Source organism: Paludisphaera sp., assembly GCF_037189885.1.
Classification (GTDB): domain Bacteria; phylum Planctomycetota; class Planctomycetia; order Isosphaerales; family Isosphaeraceae; genus Paludisphaera.
The window spans coordinates 1-16,100 of the sequence record NZ_JBBCIR010000088.1 but is presented as its reverse complement, the minus strand read 5'-3'; the positions used below and the strand labels follow the sequence as shown (position 1 = coordinate 16,100).

Below are 16,100 nucleotides of genomic sequence, written 5' to 3'. Positions count from 1 at the left end.
GCCTCCGGGGGAAGGCGGAGATTGTACAGTCCACACCACCGAAGAGGGAGCGGAGGCGCCCCCAGCCCTTGCGCTCTCCGACCCCTCTGGCCGGCTTGCCGCCGGGCGTGCTAGAATCGGGTTGAGTGCGGGATGATGGACACGCCGAACCTGTGTCGGGCCTTTTCGAATCATGACGGACACGTCGATACCCTTGCGCGAGCCGGCGAAGGCCGCGTTCCTCGCCTGGCTGATCCCGGGGCTGGGCCACTTCTACCAGGGCCGGACCGGCAAGGGTTGGCTGTACGCGACGTGCATCCTCGGCCTCTACGCCGTCGGGTTCTACCTGGGCTCGGGGAAGAACGTCTACTGGCGCTGGGTCAGCCCGTTCAACTCCGACAAGTTCATGTTCCACTACGTCGGCCAGTTCTTCGTCGGCCTCCCCGCCCTCCCGGCGCTGATCCAGGCGACGATCGAGCACTTCCGGCCCGGGGCCAACCTCCTCGGCGGGTTCATGGCCGAGCCGCCGGCCAACGTCCTCAACGCTCTCCTGCTGCGCGGGAAGACGTATGACATCGGCCTGATCTACACGACCGTCGCCGGCCTGCTGAACGTCCTGGCGATCTACGACGCCTACGAAGGCCCCGCCTACGGTCGCGGCGACGAGACCGATCCCGAGGCCGCGTCCGAGGATCAAGCCCTCGCCGCCCAGGCCGGAGGCGCGACCCGATGAACGACTCGTCGAACATCTACTGGTTCCTCCTCCCCCTGGTCGTGGCGATCAGCCTGGTCTACACCGCCTCGCGCTACGAGTCATGGCCCGTCATCTGGGCCCGGTCGGCGCGGCTCTGCCTGTGGAGCCTCGCCGCCCTGATCGGCACGTCGGCCATCCTGCTCCTGGTGAACACCCAGAGCTAACCGACCGGGGCGTCGGCCTCGGGCCTCGCGGCCCTCGTCAGCAAGGCCGCCCCGATCGCCTGCGCGACGACCAGCGGCGCGAACTGGAGCCAGGCCCACGAGGGGGCCAAGCCCGCTACGGCCCCCGGGGCGACCAGGCCGAACAGGTTCCGCGCGAACCGCTCGCCGGTCCACCACATCGGGACGGCTTCGCCCCGCCAGAGCGGCCAGACGACCTCGACGAGCGGGTCGTGGACGTCCTGCGGGATCCGGGCTCCGACGGCCTGGAACATCAGCATGAGCCCCGCACCCGCCAGCGCGAGGCCGACCGCCGTCGGCCCGACGAACCGCCATCGCCCCCCCAGCAACCCGGCGACGGGGATCATCGCGAACGGCAATAGCGGGGTCAGCAGCCGAGGCCCGGTCGACCAGCCGCCGGTCCACTCCGGATAGCTCAGGTTCACGGCGAACACGGCGACGCACGCCGCCAGGGAGACCGCCGCCAGCGACCACCGCTTCCGAACGGCCATCGCGACCCAGCCGGGTGCCGCCAGCGCGAGGATCGGCGCGTAAAACAGCAGCCCGCGGTACCGTCCCCACAGGAGCGGGACGACCCGATCCCAATCCGGACGACCGATCCCCAGCGGGTTCTCGCGGCTGTGGACCTTCGCGAACTGGGCCGTGGCATGGTGGAAGTACCCCATGTCGAGCGGCCCGCCGAACGCCAGCGTGTTGTACAGCATCATCAACAGGGCCGGGATCAACGCGCCGATCCCGAACGCCGCGATCGCGTCCCACCGCCGCCGCCCGGCCGCCACCTGCCCCAGGAGGAAGAACCCCAGCACGGCCGAGACCGGCCCGACCTGCAACTCGACGACCGCCGCGTAGGACGCCAGCAAACCCGCCAGGAACGCGCAGAGGCCGTCGCGCCGCGCCCCCGTCCGGGCGAGGAGCGCGAGCGAGGAGAGGAGCGCGAAGGCCGAGACCTGGTGCCCGTAGGCGAGCGTCGCGTAGACGTAGGCGGGCGTCGCCAGCCCATAGGCCAGAGCGACCAGCACGGACGAACGCGCCGAGCATCCCAGATCCCGCGCGAGCCCCATCAGCACGACGGCCGTCGCGGCGGTCAGCAGGCCGGAGGTCGCCAGGGTCACGCCGTAGTCGGACGGCCAGTGCGCCAGCGCGGGCCCGTCCAGCGGGTGCGGCCTCGCGCCGAGGGCACGCATCGACGCGTAGGGGACGGTCGCCAGGAAGGGGTAGCCCGGCAGCTTGTCGGAATAGTAGCGACCCTGGAAGAAGGCCTTGTCGCCGGTCTGGTCCTGGAGCCCGTCGATGGAGAGGCTGCCGCGGTCGACCAGCGAATACGTCAGCATCAGCCGGCTGGCCGTGTTCCAGTCTCGCGAGTGCCAGAAGTAGGCGTAGCTGGCCAGCAGGAGGCAGAAGGCCCCCGCGCGGAGCCCGATCCAGGGTCGATCCATCAACTCGGCTCCAACCTCGGCTTCCATCCCGCGAGCCTCGCGAGCGCGTCCCAGGCCCCGACGATCGCGGCGGCGGCCAGCAGCGAGAACGGGGCCTGGATCGGCAGGAGGTAGCGATCCCAGGCCATCGGCAGGTAGAGGGTCACGACGGTCAGCGAGACCAGCGCCCACGCCGCGACGGCCCATGCCGCGGGCGGCTCGCGCCGTCGCGACTGCATCCGGCCGTAGGCCATCGCGTAGCCCATCGCCCCCAGGCACAGGGGGAGCCAGGCGAACGCCCCCCGATCCTGCCTCATGTCGTAGCGGATCGTCGAGTCCGAAGTCGCCGGCCCGAACGGCCCGAACCGGCCGAAGCCCTGGACCGCGACGACCTTCGCCCGCTCGGGAAGGCGCTTGAGCGCGTTGTGCGGGAAGATCCGCTGCTGCCCGGCGGACATCGCGCGGCGGTGGTCGATCAGCAGTCGGAAACGCCCCCAGGCGCCCAGCGGGCCGGGTCTCAGGGGCCCGGCGTCGGCGGGGTCGGCAACCCTGTAGACCGGGTCCCTGGCGGTCATGTAAGGATTGAGCGCCATGAATGCGAGCCCCGCCGTGACCGCCGCCAACGCCGACCCGGTCGCGAACCAGAGCCAGCCCCAGCCAGCCCCGCGCGGGATCGCCCAGGCCAGCCCGGCCCACGCGGCGATCGTCATGAGCGCGAGCAGGCCGTTGAACTTCGCCAGCACGGCGAGGGCCGCCGCCACCCCCGCCCCGGCCAGCAGCCCCAGGATGCGGAAGCCCGACGCCCGGCCCGCGAACGATCGCCTCCACGCGGCCAGCGCCAGGGCCAGCGACGCCATCAGGAACGCCTCGCAAGGCGCCTCGGACATCGCCCGATGAGCGTGGAGCGCGTACAGAGGGTTGAGCATCAGCAGGACCCCCGCCGCGATCCCCACGCGGAAGTCGAAGGCCATCGCGCCGATCGCCGCCAGCGCCAGGCATCCGAGCCCCCCCACGAGGATCGACGGCACGCGCGCCGACGTCAGCGTCCTCGGGGTCCCGAAGGTCGAATGCGTGTTCGCATACCACATCCGCGCCGCCGCCGGCCCGGGGCGGGGCTCGTTCGAGACCCGCAGCGCCGTTCCGATGAGATACTTGGGCAGCGGCATTAGGTCGTAGCCCGGGAAGTCGAGCCACGCCGGGTCGTTCCACTCGCCGGTCAGGAACAGGTCGGCGTAGTAGCTCTGGCTGATGTAGGCGTACTCGTCCACGAACGCCACGTCGCCGATCCGCAGGCCGAAGGCGACCAGAGCGACGGTCCCGAGGAGGCCGAACGCCGCGGCGCGAACCCTTGAGGGGGGCGTAAACCTTGCCGAAGGCGCGGGTCGTTGGGGGGGCATTCGGGCGACCTTCGGCGTCAAGCCTGGGAAACTTTAACGACTTAATGAACTGGACTTACGCGCCCATTGTAGGAGCCTCCCGGAATCTTTGGCAACGGCTGGATCGTCGGCTAAGTTTCGATGACGGCCCTGGAAGGCAGGGGTCGTCGGGATGGCCGCGGGATTCGCCCGGGGCCGTCCGCGTGCGGGAACCACCGAGCACCACGATCCGGCACCCCCGAGAACTCCCGATGCGCGCCCACACCGTCCTCCCCGAGCCGGCTGCGCCCGGACCCCGGCGATGGCCCGTCGCGTCCCCCGACGCCGACGGACCCTCTCGCCATCGCGGGCCCGCGACGCTCATCGACAGGGCGGGACGACGGGGAGACCCCTCCGGCCGCGCTTCGATGGACGAGGGGCGGCCCGCGAGGGGCGTTCGCGCGTCGGCGCCTAACGTAACGGAGATCCTTGCGATGTTCAGCTTGAGCTGGTCGCGCGAGCGCGGCATCAACCGGGGGGGGCCGGCGGGCCGGCGACGCCTCGTCAAGTCGGTCGCCCTGGGGTTCCTGGCCGCGACCGCCTTCCTCCAGACGGGCTGCCGCTCCGGCGGCTTCGGCAACTTCGGCGACGGCTGCGGGCTGTTCAGCGGGTGCGGACCCGCCGCGCGTGCCACCAGCCGCGTGATGCAGCCGTTCCGCAAGCTCGGCGGCCTCTGCGGCGGCAACGACGGCTGCGGCCCCTCGGCCTACGACGCCGGCGTGATCGACTACGGCGTCCCTTCGACCGTGATCGCCCCGGCGGTCCCGCTCGGCGTCCCGACCACCGTCCTCCCCGGCGGCGCGCTCCCCTCGACGGTCGCCCCGGCCGGCGAGAGCGCCACCGACCTGGAACCCCTCCCCTCCGCCGCCCCCGGCGAGGCCCCCCGGAGCCGCTCCGGGTCCAACTCCGGCCTGCGGACCCCGTCGAACTACGAGTCGCGGAAGCCCGTCCAGAATCCGGGCATCGACCTGACTCAGTCGCTGACCACCACGCCTTCCGCGTCCCGCGCCGCCGACGCGAGCCGCAAGCGGGCCGCCGACGCCGACCTCGACGCCGGCAGCCCCCTCGACAACATCCCGGACCTCGACCCGGCGGAGGTGACCGAGCATGCCGACAAGGCGCTCGGCGCCCCCTCCTCCGTGAAGACCCGGTCCACCCCGGCCGCCAACGACCTCCCCGCGGGGCCGACGCCGTCCACGACGTCGGCCCCGGCGCACGACCCATCCGGTGGTCGTGCGAGCGGGGGGGCCGAGCCCGCCCTCGCCGCCTCGACGGCCGAGCCCGCCGCGCCGGCCGCCGACGCGGCGAACGGCGCGTTGGGGATCGACCGATTCCACGCGGTCGACCTCAAGCTCGCCGGCGGCTCCGTCCCCTCGACCGTCGGCCTGGGGTGGCTGGCCGAGAAGGGCTTCCTGACCATCCTCGACCTCCGCGACCCCTCCAAGGTCAGCCCCGCCTTCATGACCGAGGCGCGGAATCGCAAGCTCCGCTACGTCTCCTGCCCGATCGACCTGTCGCGGATCGACGACGAGCAGGTGGACCGCTTCTCCGCCGAGCTGGCCCTGGACGCCGCCCGCCCCCTCTACTTCTTCGACGACGCCGGCGGCGCCTCCGCCGCGATGTGGTATTCCCGCCGCGTGCTCAAGGACAAAGCCGCCTGGGGCCTGGCCCGCCGCGAGGCCGATTCGGTCGGCGTGCTGGACGCCGCGACGTGGAAGCTGGTCGACGACTACGTGGAATCCCGCGTCGAGCCCAGGCCCGCCGCCCCGGCCCCCAGGCCCCCCGCGCAAGCCCAGGCCGCCGAGAGCCATCTCGCCGCGGCTGACGTCGCGCCCGCCCCCGCCCCGCCGAAGGCCGCCGCCCCGGCCCCGCCGGTCGACCTCGGCCATTCCGACGCCTGGAAGCCGTTCGCGGCGCTGCTGGTCACCGGGCTTTCGTTCCGGGCCGCGTTCATCGGCCGGTCGGCGATCCCCACCATCCTGGCGCGTTCTCGGGCCAGTCTCCCGGCGCCGAAGCCTCGACCCTGACCTCGTCCCCCTTCGTGGGGTGCCTGAAGGTCAACTCCCGCGCGTGAAGCGCGATCCTCGGCTCGCCGTCCAGCGCAAGCACCGTCCGCTTCGAGCCGTATTTCCGATCGCCGACGATCGGCATGCCCCTCGCCGCGAGCTGCACCCGCAGTTGGTGGCTCCTCCCCGTCACGGGCCTGAGCGCCAGCTTGGCCATCCCCGCGCCGACGCGCAGCACCTCGAACGCCACCCGCGCGACCTTCCCCTCCCCATCCGCGGTCGTCCTCGTCACGTTCGTCCGACGATCCTTCTCCAGGTGGTCGAGCCATTCGCCGCGATCCCGATCGGGACGGCCCTCGACGATCGCCCAGTAGAGCTTCGAGACGCCACCGACCCGGAACTGGTCGGCCAGCCTCCCCGCCGCCTTGCTCGTGCGCGCGATGAGCACCACGCCGGACGTCGGCCGGTCCAGGCGATGCACCAGGCCGACGAACACGTTCCCGGGCTTGTCGTACTTGCGCCTCCAGTAGTCCTCGGTCCAGGAGACCAGGCTGGGCTCCCCCGTCTCGTCCCCCTGGGAGAGCATCCCGGCGGGCTTGTTCAGGGCCAGGCAGTGGTTGTCCTCGTACAGGATCTCCGGCTCCGGGATCATGCCTCGGCCCCGGCGGCCCCGGTGATCCGCTTGACGAGCATCGTGGCGTAGGCCCCCTTCGGCAGCGTGAACTCCAGCCGGACGGCCCGCTTCTTCCGGTGCAGCTCGTCGTCGACGATCGTCGCGGCGACGTCCCCCAGGGGGATCAACGGCTGGCGCGTCCCCTTGGAGAAGAAGACGTCCTTCAGCTTCTTCACCCGCATCTCGCACCAGGTCAGCCCGAACGCCGACAGGACCTCCGTCGCGATCTCCCCCAGGGGCCCGTCCGGGAGCGGCGAGCGCGACGACGGCAGCGGGATCGCCACGCCGTCGATCAGCGCCCGCTGGTCCGGGGCGAGCCCGACCGGGAACGTCAGCGCGCCCACCTTCAGGGCGACCGTCGCGCGCTGCTCGGGCGCGGTGTTTCGCTCGATCCACCCGGCGAGGATGAGGTTCCACAGCCAGCTCTGGAACGCGGAGAAGTACAGCCCGCGCAGGTCTCGCTTGAGGCGGGCGAACGCGCCGGCGTGGTCGGTCGGGTGGTCGACGAGGTACGTGACGATGCTCCGCTCGGAGGAGCGGTCGAGCGCCGCCTTGGCCGCCGCCCAGTCCCCCCAGTGCTCGCGTAGGGCGGCCTTGCGGGCCTTGGTGTCGGGGCGGTCGAACGGGTTGGGCTCGGCCATCGCCAGCCGAAGGGCCTTCTCGTAATCGCCGACGAGCCAGGCGTGGCCGATGAACTCGCCGGAGAAGCCGACGGAGCCGAACCGCTGGTCGTCGAAATAATTGGGGACGCCGTCGCGCCCCGCGTCCTCCAGCCGACGCGCCGCCTCGGCCGCCGCCTCGGGGGTCATGTCGCGGAGCAGCACGCCGAAGCGGTTGCCGGTGAAATCGTTCGGCCCGTAGGCCCGCTCGACCCTGCCCAGCGGCTCCAGCTTCAGGTTGGGCTCCTCGACGGGCCGCCCGGGGCCGTCGAAGATGGTGAGATACTGGATCGTCTCGGCGTGACGGTCCTTGAGGCCGCCGTAGGCCACCCGCCCGCGCGGGAGGTTCCAGCGGCGACAGATCGCGTCGACGGCCTCGATGGTGCCGATCCCGCGCTTGGAGAGGCGATAGAGCGTGTACCGGCCGCGATCCGACCCGACGGCCGTGGTCATCTCCTCGACGCGGAAGTCTTCCGGGAGCCGCTTGACCTTCATCGCGAAGCCCCCCCGTCAGGCCGGGCCAGGAGCGCCACGCGCGCCCAGTCGAGCGCCTGCTTCGCCGAGCGCCTCTGGATGATGTCGCGGGGCTGCTCGGGGCCGATCTCCACGCGACGGGTCTCCACGCCGTCGGCCGTCGCCAGGCCGAGGTAGACCAGGCCGACCGGCTTCTCGGGGGAGCCGCCGCCGGGGCCGGCGACGCCGGTGGCGCTGATCGCCACGTCGGAGCCAAAGCGCTCGCGGGCGCCCGCGGCCATCGCGGCGGCGACCTCAGGGCTGACGGCGCCGTGGGCCTGGATCAGCTCGGCCGGGACGCCCAGCATGTCCACCTTCGCCCGGTTCGAGTAGCTGACCACGCCCCCGAGGTAGTACGTGCTGACGCCCGGGACCGCCGTGATCATGCTGGCGCACAGGCCGCCGGTGCAGGACTCGGCCGTGGCGATCGTCGCGCCGGTCCGGGCGAGTTGCCCGACCAGCGCGTCGGCGACGTCGACGGCCCCTTCCCCCAGGACCAGGGGGCCGAAGCGGCCGCGGATCTGCTCCGCGGTCTCCTCGGTCTGCGCCCAGGCGGCCTCGGCGGTGAGCCCTTCGCCCCGGATGCGGAAGCTGATGGTGGCGTCGCTGGCCGTGATGCCGACCTCCGGGACGTGGCCTCGCGCCGTCAGGTCGAGCGCCTCGGCCTCGATGTCGGACTCCCCCCTGCCGAACAGGGCGATCTTGCGATGGACGATCACCCTCTCCACCCGGTGCCGCCGGCGGAGCCGGGGGACGACCTGCTCGGCGAACATCAGCTTCATCTCGTTCGGGACTCCGGGCATCGACGCGAACGCGGCGCGGCCGATGGTGATCCAGACGCCGGGCGCGGTGCCGATGGGGTTCGGCAGGGCCTCGGCCCCCTCGGGGAGCATCGCCTGGACGCGGTTGCGGTCGGCCATCGGCCGGTTCCGGCGGGCGAAGAGGGCGGCGATGGCGGCCAGGGATTCGGGGTCCTCGCGGAGCCCGACGCCCGCGGCCCTCGCCAGCCCCTCGCGGACCAGGTCGTCCTGGGTGGGGCCGAGGCCGCCGGTGGTCAGCACGAGGTCGGCGCGCTCGGCGGCGGCTAGGAACGCGGCGACGTGGTCGTCCATGTCGTCGCCGATGGTGGAGTGGTAGGCGACGGCCACGCCCAGCTCGCCCAGCGCTCGGCTGAGCCAGGGGGCGTTGGTGTCCAGGTTCTGGCCGCTGACCAGCTCGCTGCCGATCGAGATGATCTCCGCCTTCAACGCCATCGGGAAGCTCCGCCTCGGGCCCGCCCCGGCGCTCCGGCGACGGCCGGCGCGGGGAGTAAGCATCAATCTATAGTCCGACGCGAACTCGCGGTAGCCCGGCCGGGTCCGACTCGACGCCGCTCCGACGTGGGGAGGTTGTGAAACCACCCCCGCCGTCGGGTATGATTGTCGAGGTCGGTGCTCCGCCTTGCTGGACGACGCGGCATCTATGCTCCTCGCAATCATCGCGTGAGTGGAGAGCCTCGAATGACGGGGGTGAGCGTCTTACAACGGCCGACTCTGGTCCTGAACCGCCACTGGCAGCCGGTGCACGTCGCCCCCGTGGCGAGGGCCCTGGTCCTGCTCTGGAACGAGGCGGCCCACGTCGTCGACCCCGACGACTATCAACTCTACTCGTGGAGCGACTGGGCCCGGATGGCCCCGAAGGCCGGGGAGCCGTTCATCCGCACGGTCCGGTTCAACCTCCGCGTCCCCGAGGTGCTGACGCTCACGCGACACGACCGACCCCGGTTCAACACGGTGACGTTCAGCCGACGCAACCTGATGAAGCGCGACCACGTGACGTGCCAGTACTGCGGAAAGCGGCCCGGCACGGAGGAACTGACCATCGACCACGTCGTGCCCCGCTCGCAGGGGGGCCAGACGACCTGGGAGAACTGCGTCCTCGCCTGCGTGGCGTGCAACTCGCGCAAGGCCAATCGCACGCCCGAACAGGCCGCGATGAAGCTCAGGCGCCCCCCCTTCCGCCCCGCGTGGAAGCCGCTGTACGACGCCTCCACCGTCCGCATCGCCAGCTGGTCTCGCTTCCTCAGCGACGCCTACTGGAACGTCCCGCTGCTGGACCTGGACTGAAACCGCGACGACCCGGGCCGGCGGGCGCCCCCCGCCGGCCACTTCGCCTTGACCGACCCGGCCGGCCGGGGTAGGGTCCGTCGCGAACGTCCTTTCGCACCCATGTCTCGGATCGGTTCCCCGTTCCCATCAGGCGCCCCTCGTCGGGCGCGGCCGCGGGGAGGACTACACTCGGAGGATCGAACGCGACGGCCACCGGCCCGCCGCCATCGTCCCCTCCGCGCCCGAGACGAGCCGTGGGTCCGGATCCCGGGACGGCCAAGGACGGCCGCCCCTCTCGACACGTCGGTCGATCCTCGGGAGGCACCGTGCGCGAGCACGCCCAACCCAGACGCCCCGCGCGACTCCGCGCGTGGCCCGGGCTCATCCTTGCGGCCTTGCTCTGCGGCCCGGCCTCGGCCGAAGACCCGCGCGCGGTCCATCCGGACCTCGCCGGGGTCGTCGACCTGGCCGCGACCCGCGCCATCGTGTGGGACGCCCCGGACGGTCGGTGGGCGCTCCTCCAGGGGGGCGCCTCCGCCTCCCAGGGAGACCGGAGCGTCTCGGCGTCCAGCGTGGTCGTGCGGATCACCGGCCAGAAGCTCGACGGCCGGACGGTCTACCAGGCCGAGCTGTACGCCGAGGGCGAGGTGCGCGGCCCGGGCGCGGGGGCGCCGGCGCGCAAGGAGGGCCGTGCCGTCCTGCGCAGCGTGGAGGGGGTCAACGTCTCTCCCACGGCCGTCTGGCTGAAGGAGCCGCCGGCGGGCCTGGACGTGGTCGCCCGCGCCGGCTTCCCGGCCGAGGCCCCCGCGATCTCCGAGCCCCCCCGGCACCTCCCGCGCGAGGTCGTGGAGCAGGCCCGCGCCTCGGCCACGCCCGCCGACCCTCACGTCGTCGAGGCCCAGGCCGTCGTCCCCGTCCCGGACGCCGCCAGGCCCCCGGACGATCCCGCGCTGGAGCCCGCCCAGGGGATGGAGGCCCAGGAGCCGATCATCGACCTCCCCCCGATCGATGCCGAGCCGGCCATCGAGGTCCCCGACCTCGACGACTTCAACCCGAGCCCGACCCCGCGACCGCGCGACATGGCCCCCCTGCCCGGCGACCTGGAAGATCCGGGCGAGGTGCTCGGCCCCGCGCCCCTTCCGGGCGACCGCGACGACGAGCCCGCGCCCCCGCTCCGCGCCGACGAGCCCCTCCCCCCGGCCCTCGACGACGACGAGGAGATGGGCGAGGAGGGCGACGAGGACGAGCCGAGGGATCCGCTCGCGCCGCCGCCGCGCTTCCGGGCGCCGATCAACCCGGGCAGCCAGCGGCAGACCTGGATCAACCAGCGCAGCAGCCGGCCGATGTCGATCCAGAAGGATCGGTCCGGCGACACCGAGATCTGGATCGTGCGCGGGGGCATCCACGTCGTCTCCGTCACGGATGACAACGGCACGCTCGACGCGGAGGCCGAGAGCGCCATCATCTGGCGGCGCAAGCGCGAGGGCGATCCCGATTCGACGACCGGCCCCCAGGGCGAGGTGATCGACGACGCTGGCAAGCCGATGGAGATCTACCTGGAAGGGGACGTCGTCCTCCGCCAGGACGAGAACAAGTTCGCCGGCCGCGCCGACCAGCGGACCTTCCGCGCCGAGCGCGTCTACTACGACTTCGTCTCCGACCGGCTGATGGCGACCCAGGCCCAGGCGGACGTCTTCGCCCCGAACCTCATCAGCCCGATGAAGCTGAAGGCGCCGCGCATCGACCAGTTCCGCCCGGTCGTCCGCGGTCCCGACGGCTCGCTCGTCATGACCGACGACCGCGAGATCCGCGCCGAGCAAGCCATCTCCACCGGCAGCCGGTTCCCCGACCCGTCGTACAAGATCTACAACCGCTCCATCACCCTCTCGCGGCAGGCCACACAGGCGACCGACCCGAACTCGGGCAAGCCCTTGCGCGGGGGGGGCCTCGGGAGCGACCCCCAGGAGCAGGTGTGGCGCTATGACGCCCGCACCAACCTGTTCTACATGGGCTGGGTTCCCATCTTCTACTGGCCCCGCTTCACCGGCGAGTCCGACGACCTCGACCCGCCGCTGCGCATGATCTCGTTCGCCACGAACAACTACTTCGGCCAGCAGGTCCTCACCGACTGGAACGGCTTCAAGCTGCTGGGCATCCGTCGCCCCCGCCAGATCGACAACTGGAACATCGACATCGATTACCTCAGCGCGCGCACCAAGACCTTCCCCGCGCTGGGAAGCGAGGTCGGCTGGTTCGGCAACGACCTGATCAACGACGTCCGCGACCCGTTCCGCCGCGACCTGAACGCCAACCCGTCGATCACGCGCGACTACTTCGGCTACTTCGACATCTGGGGCCTTCAGGACAAGGGGATCGACGTGCTGGGCTCCGGCCCGGCCATCATCACCAACGGCCCGCCGGGCGCCGGCAGCCGCGGCTACCAGCGGTCGGGCACCCCCTCGTTCCAGGACATCCGCGGCCGGTTCAACCTGCGCCACCTCCAGCGCTTCCTCCCCGACGACGAGGAGCACCGCTTCGAGGACCGGAGGCTGCAGCTGGAGATCGGCTACTTCTCCGACCGCTACTTCCTGGAGGAGTACTACAAGCGGCTGTTCGACATCGGCATGGACCACGAGACCCTGCTGCACGGCCAGTGGCAGAAGGACAACTGGGCCATGAGCCTCCACGCGGAGGCGAACCTGATGGACTTCCGCACCGACACCCAGTGGCTGCCGAAGTTCGACTACTATCGCCTGGGCGACACGTTCCTCGGCGACCGCGTGGTCCACTCCTCGCACTCGGGCGTCAACTACGCCAACACGCACACCGACATCATGGTCAACAACCGCGACCTGTTCCCACTGCGGGTGAACAGCCCGGACCTGGCGTTCATCCCCTTCGACCCGATCTCGAACACGAGCGGGGTCTTCAGGGCGGGGCGCGCCTTCACGAACCATGAGCTGACCGTGCCGCTGAACATCTCGGACGTGGTGCGGTTCAACCCCTACGTCCAGGGCCAGGCGACCGGCTGGACCGACCAGATCGGCGGAGGCTTCTTCAATCAGCAGTCCACCGGGGCGCAGGGGAGGCTCTGGGGCGCCGCCGGCATCCACGCCGAGTCGACGATCTGGAAGGTCTATTCCGGCGTCGAGAGCGAATGGCTCAACATCCACGGCCTGAACAACAAGGTCAGCTTCTTCGGCAACTACCGCACCGCCTACTCCAGCGTGAAGCTCAACGACCTGGCCATCCAGGACGACCTGGACGATGACACCTACGAGATGGTCCGCCGGTACTTCGCCATCACGATGTGGAACAACGGGATCCTCCCCAATGGGTTCGACCCCCGCCACCTGATGCTGCGCCGGACCCTCTCGCCGATCACCGGCCCGAACGACGTCCAGTCCTCGATCGACACGCTGAACCTGGGCATCCACCAGCGGCTCCAGACGAAGCGCGGCCCCGAGGGGAGGCGGCGGATCGTCGACTGGATGACGCTCGACGCCTCCACCACGTACTTCCCCAACGCCGACCGCGACAACATGGGCAAGCCCTGGGGCCAGACCATGTACAACTACCAGTGGTTCGTGGGCGACCGGACGAGTATCATCTCGACCGGATGGTTCGACTACTGGGACCTCCGCGGCGGCAGGCCGCAGGACAACTACCTGGTGGGGGCGGTGAACCCCCAGGGGTTGAACGTCATCACCACGGGCGTCTCGCTGTCGCGGCCGCCGCGCGGGAACGTGTTCATCGGCTACAGCGTCATCGACTCGGCCATGATCCGGACGTCGGCCCTGAACACGTCGATCAACTACTGGCTCAGCCCGAAGTGGTACGGGACGTTCTCGAACTCCTACGACTTCGGCAACCAGATCCCGCTGGGCTCGATGTTCTCGTTCACGCGGGTCGGCGCCGACTACCTGCTGTCGCTCGGCCTGGCGGTCGACCCGCAGCGGCAGTCGTACCAGTTCGCGTTCCAGGTCTCGCCGCGGCTGGCGCCCACGCTCCGGCTCGGGTCCGGGACGGGGATGAACCAGTTCGATTCGCGGCTGGCGCCGGTACAGTGAGTCGAGGCCCGGCGACGACGCCCGAGGCGGGACACGAGGAGGACGGGCGGCCCCGCGCCGCGGATCCCATGCTCCACAGGACGCACGACCAGCCCGACGACGCCGCCGGGGTCCCCCCAGCCGAAGCCGCGGAGGCGGCCCCCCGCGGCCTGCTCCCGGTCCCCGAGTTCGACGAGCAGCGGTTCCGGCTCCAGTACCAGGACGCCTCGGGCGTCTCCTCGCAGGCCGACCGCCGGGGGACCCGGGGGAAGCTGACGGCCGGCCTGCGAGGCCTGAAGGCGGCCGTCCGGGGGGACTCCAGCTTCTACGCCCACCTCTACCGCGGCGTGATGATCGTCATCATCGCCGCCATCCTCCGCGTCAGCTTCTGGGGCTGGTGCCTGCTGGTGCTGGGGGGGAGCCTGGTCCTCCTGGCCGAGCTGATGCATAGCGCCGTGGACACCCTGGCGCGCGCCATCGGCGATCCCGACGAGCCCCGGCTGACCATCGCGCGGGAGATCGCCGCGGCCGGCGTCCTGATCGTCGCCTTCTCCTCGGGCGCCGTCACGACCGTGGTCCTGGCGACCCAGCTCCTTGAATTGTTCGGCCTCCCATGACTCCGCCTTCGTGCGTTCGAGGCATCATGACATCGCTCAAGTCTTGAATTCACGCGCCGCGCGCGGGACCATCTCCCCGGCCGGCCTTCCTCCGGCCGCGAGGCCCGGCGCCCACCCGGGCGGGGGGGGTTCGGCGATGCGCAGGTTCAGCCACGGCGACGGAGCCGTCCGCAAGGTCGTCGTGATCGAGCTCCACGGCCGGACGATGGTCGTGATGAAGGTGAAGCCGGACGGGTCCAGCACCCGCCAGGAGCAGGCCCTCCCCAGCGATGCCGCGGCGAGCGCCGTCGCCGACAAGCTGGCCGCGGAACTCCTCTCCCACGGCTACCGCGAGCACGGCGGCAAGAAGCCCGCCCCCGCGACCGCGGCCGCGAACGGCGGCCGCCCCGCCGCCAAGCCCAGGCCCGTCGCTCCCCCGCCGCCCCCCGAGCCCGACGGCCCGGACATCTTCGCCGACCTGGAGCCGGTCGAGTCCTCGGCCCCGCCGCTCGCCCGCCTCGCCCCCCTGCCCGACGCGGCCGCCCCGGCCACGACGAAGAAGAAGAAAAAGACCGGCAAGAAGAAGAAGGCCGCCAAGAACCCCGACGCGCTGGACAAGCGGGTCCTCGGGGCGGTCGCGGCCGTCGCGCTGGCGATCGTGGGGGGGGCCGGCTACATGGCCTATGACATCCTCCTGAAGCCGGCCTCGATCATCGGCGTCTGGAAGGGCTCGATGGTCGAGCACGAGATCGGCCAGTCGCTGACGCACACCGCCTACGCCCTGACGCTCGACGGGGCCAGGCACGCCTCGCTGTCGATCAACGACAAGGGGGTGGGGGACGGCACCTACAGCGTGAAGAAGGACCGGCTGACGCTGAAGCTCAAGGACGAGGAGGGGGAGGAGTTCGAGCGCAGCTACAAGTTCAAGGTCGACACCGCGGCGCTCTCGCTGATCGACCCGGACTCGGGCAAGCTGCTGGTCGACCTGGTCCGGCAGTTCCACGCCCCCGAGTCGCCGGCCGCCGGCAAGGCGAAGGCCGCCGCCGCGGCGAAGGATCTCGCCGACGACGGCGACCGGGCGGCCAACCCCGACGCCGAGCGGGCGTTGGCGTCGGTCGAGATGTCGGCCAAGGACGGCGCGTTCCGGCTGCGCCACCCGCCCGGTTGGGAGACCCAGACCGGCGGGAAGGCGGACAACACCTACTCGTACATCCTGCTCGACAAGGGTGCCGCGAAGATCACCGTCTACGCCGACATCACCGGCTCGCTGATCTCCGGCGCCGACTCGGCCAACGCCGCCGACTTCGAGGAGGGGAGCCCCTTCGCCCCCGTCCACAAGGCCCACGAACACTACGCCAAGTCCGGCACCGAGGAGTTGGGCGAGTACCAAGAGAGCGAGCCGGAAGTCTTCAAGGGGACCGGCTTCGGCGAGGGCCGCTTGTCGGTCTTCACCGCCTCAGCCGGCATGTTCGGCGGCAAGCTGAAGGGATACCACGCGACGGTCCTGAACCGCGACCGACGCATCTCCGTCCTCGCCTACGGCCCCGCCGAGGACTTCCCCAAGCTCCGCGCCACCTACCTGGCCGTCTGCCGCAGCCTGTCGCCGTGAGGCGAGGGCCGTCGCGACCGAGCGTCCCCAACGTTCCCCCTTCTCCCCTCGTGGGAGAAGGTGGCCGAAGGCCGGATGAGGGGGCGACCGGCGGCTCGCCTCGGACCAGGCTCGCATTATTGTGGTGCGGGCGTCCCGCCCGCACGGCCTTGGCTTGCGCGTG

At 71.4% G+C, this 16,100-nt stretch carries 12 protein-coding genes; 7 read left to right on the top strand and 5 right to left on the bottom strand.

All coding sequences use genetic code 11. The annotated features are described in order from the left end of the window. The first annotated feature begins 172 nt into the window (after positions 1 to 172). Together WG209_RS21430 and WG209_RS21425 are read left to right on the top strand one after the other, a co-directional pair. Positions 173 to 712 carry a DUF6677 family protein gene (locus tag WG209_RS21430; RefSeq protein WP_337177136.1) on the top strand — a complete coding sequence of 180 codons (540 nt, stop codon included), beginning with the start codon at positions 173 to 175 and terminating at the stop codon, positions 710 to 712. Further along, positions 709 to 897: a hypothetical protein gene (locus WG209_RS21425; protein ID WP_337177135.1), complete on the top strand. Its 189-nt coding sequence runs from the start codon at positions 709 to 711 to the stop codon at positions 895 to 897. Before WG209_RS21430 ends, WG209_RS21425 begins: the two co-directional genes overlap by 4 nt. On the opposite strand, the gene WG209_RS21420 is transcribed toward WG209_RS21425, so the two are convergent. Further along, positions 894 to 2,351, bottom strand: a complete 1,458-nt coding sequence (locus WG209_RS21420; RefSeq protein ID WP_337177134.1) for a hypothetical protein — start codon at positions 2,349 to 2,351, stop codon at positions 894 to 896. The genes WG209_RS21425 and WG209_RS21420 overlap by 4 nt on opposite strands. After that, complete coding sequence (locus WG209_RS21415; RefSeq protein ID WP_337177133.1) at positions 2,351 to 3,727, bottom strand: 4-amino-4-deoxy-L-arabinose transferase; 1,377 nt, start codon at positions 3,725 to 3,727, stop codon at positions 2,351 to 2,353. Before WG209_RS21415 ends, WG209_RS21420 begins: the two co-directional genes overlap by 1 nt. Before the next feature lie 452 nt (positions 3,728 to 4,179). Here WG209_RS21415 and WG209_RS21410 point away from each other — a divergent pair, with 452 nt between their 5' ends. Further along, on the top strand, positions 4,180 to 5,772 hold the full coding sequence (locus WG209_RS21410) for a hypothetical protein (RefSeq protein WP_337177132.1): 1,593 nt from the start codon (positions 4,180 to 4,182) through the stop codon (positions 5,770 to 5,772). On the opposite strand, the gene WG209_RS21405 is transcribed toward WG209_RS21410, so the two are convergent. The 3 genes from WG209_RS21405 to WG209_RS21395 are packed head-to-tail and all read right to left on the bottom strand — an operon-like array spanning position 5,696 to position 8,849. Next, positions 5,696 to 6,403: an RluA family pseudouridine synthase gene (locus WG209_RS21405; RefSeq protein ID WP_337177131.1), complete on the bottom strand. Its 708-nt coding sequence runs from the start codon at positions 6,401 to 6,403 to the stop codon at positions 5,696 to 5,698. The genes WG209_RS21410 and WG209_RS21405 overlap by 77 nt on opposite strands. After that, on the bottom strand, positions 6,400 to 7,578 hold the full coding sequence (gene truD, locus WG209_RS21400; protein WP_337177130.1) for a tRNA pseudouridine(13) synthase TruD: 1,179 nt from the start codon (positions 7,576 to 7,578) through the stop codon (positions 6,400 to 6,402). Before truD ends, WG209_RS21405 begins: the two co-directional genes overlap by 4 nt. Continuing rightward, positions 7,575 to 8,849 (bottom strand): competence/damage-inducible protein A, encoded by a 1,275-nt coding sequence (locus tag WG209_RS21395; protein ID WP_337177129.1) that lies wholly within the window; start codon positions 8,847 to 8,849, stop codon positions 7,575 to 7,577. The genes truD and WG209_RS21395 overlap by 4 nt, the downstream gene beginning before the upstream one ends. Positions 8,850 to 9,095: 246 nt before the next feature. Here WG209_RS21395 and WG209_RS21390 point away from each other — a divergent pair, with 246 nt between their 5' ends. From WG209_RS21390 to WG209_RS21375, 4 genes are all read left to right on the top strand, one after another. Then, entirely contained in the window at positions 9,096 to 9,701 is a 606-nt protein-coding gene (locus tag WG209_RS21390; protein ID WP_337177128.1) for an HNH endonuclease, read from the top strand. A gap of 308 nt (positions 9,702 to 10,009) precedes the next feature. Next, a complete protein-coding gene (locus WG209_RS21385) occupies positions 10,010 to 13,753 on the top strand; it encodes a hypothetical protein (RefSeq protein WP_337177127.1) in 3,744 nt (1,247 codons plus the stop codon). Between the two features lie 68 nt (positions 13,754 to 13,821). Beyond that, a complete protein-coding gene (locus WG209_RS21380; protein WP_337177126.1) occupies positions 13,822 to 14,349 on the top strand; it encodes a diacylglycerol kinase in 528 nt (175 codons plus the stop codon). Between the two features lie 136 nt (positions 14,350 to 14,485). Then, complete coding sequence (locus WG209_RS21375; protein WP_337177125.1) at positions 14,486 to 15,937, top strand: hypothetical protein; 1,452 nt, start codon at positions 14,486 to 14,488, stop codon at positions 15,935 to 15,937. Positions 15,938 to 16,100: the final 163 nt, after the last annotated feature.

Coding starts and splice junctions, on each gene's coding strand:
- WG209_RS21430 (WP_337177136.1), top strand. CDS start 173: ATGACGGACACGTCGATACCCTTGCGCGAGCCGGCGAAGGCCGCGTTC.
- WG209_RS21425 (WP_337177135.1), top strand. CDS start 709: ATGAACGACTCGTCGAACATCTACTGGTTCCTCCTCCCCCTGGTCGTG.
- WG209_RS21420 (WP_337177134.1), bottom strand. CDS start 2,351: ATGGATCGACCCTGGATCGGGCTCCGCGCGGGGGCCTTCTGCCTCCTG.
- WG209_RS21415 (WP_337177133.1), bottom strand. CDS start 3,727: ATGCCCCCCCAACGACCCGCGCCTTCGGCAAGGTTTACGCCCCCCTCA.
- WG209_RS21410 (WP_337177132.1), top strand. CDS start 4,180: ATGTTCAGCTTGAGCTGGTCGCGCGAGCGCGGCATCAACCGGGGGGGG.
- WG209_RS21405 (WP_337177131.1), bottom strand. CDS start 6,403: ATGATCCCGGAGCCGGAGATCCTGTACGAGGACAACCACTGCCTGGCC.
- truD (WP_337177130.1), bottom strand. CDS start 7,578: ATGAAGGTCAAGCGGCTCCCGGAAGACTTCCGCGTCGAGGAGATGACC.
- WG209_RS21395 (WP_337177129.1), bottom strand. CDS start 8,849: ATGGCGTTGAAGGCGGAGATCATCTCGATCGGCAGCGAGCTGGTCAGC.
- WG209_RS21390 (WP_337177128.1), top strand. CDS start 9,096: ATGACGGGGGTGAGCGTCTTACAACGGCCGACTCTGGTCCTGAACCGC.
- WG209_RS21380 (WP_337177126.1), top strand. CDS start 13,822: ATGCTCCACAGGACGCACGACCAGCCCGACGACGCCGCCGGGGTCCCC.
- WG209_RS21375 (WP_337177125.1), top strand. CDS start 14,486: ATGCGCAGGTTCAGCCACGGCGACGGAGCCGTCCGCAAGGTCGTCGTG.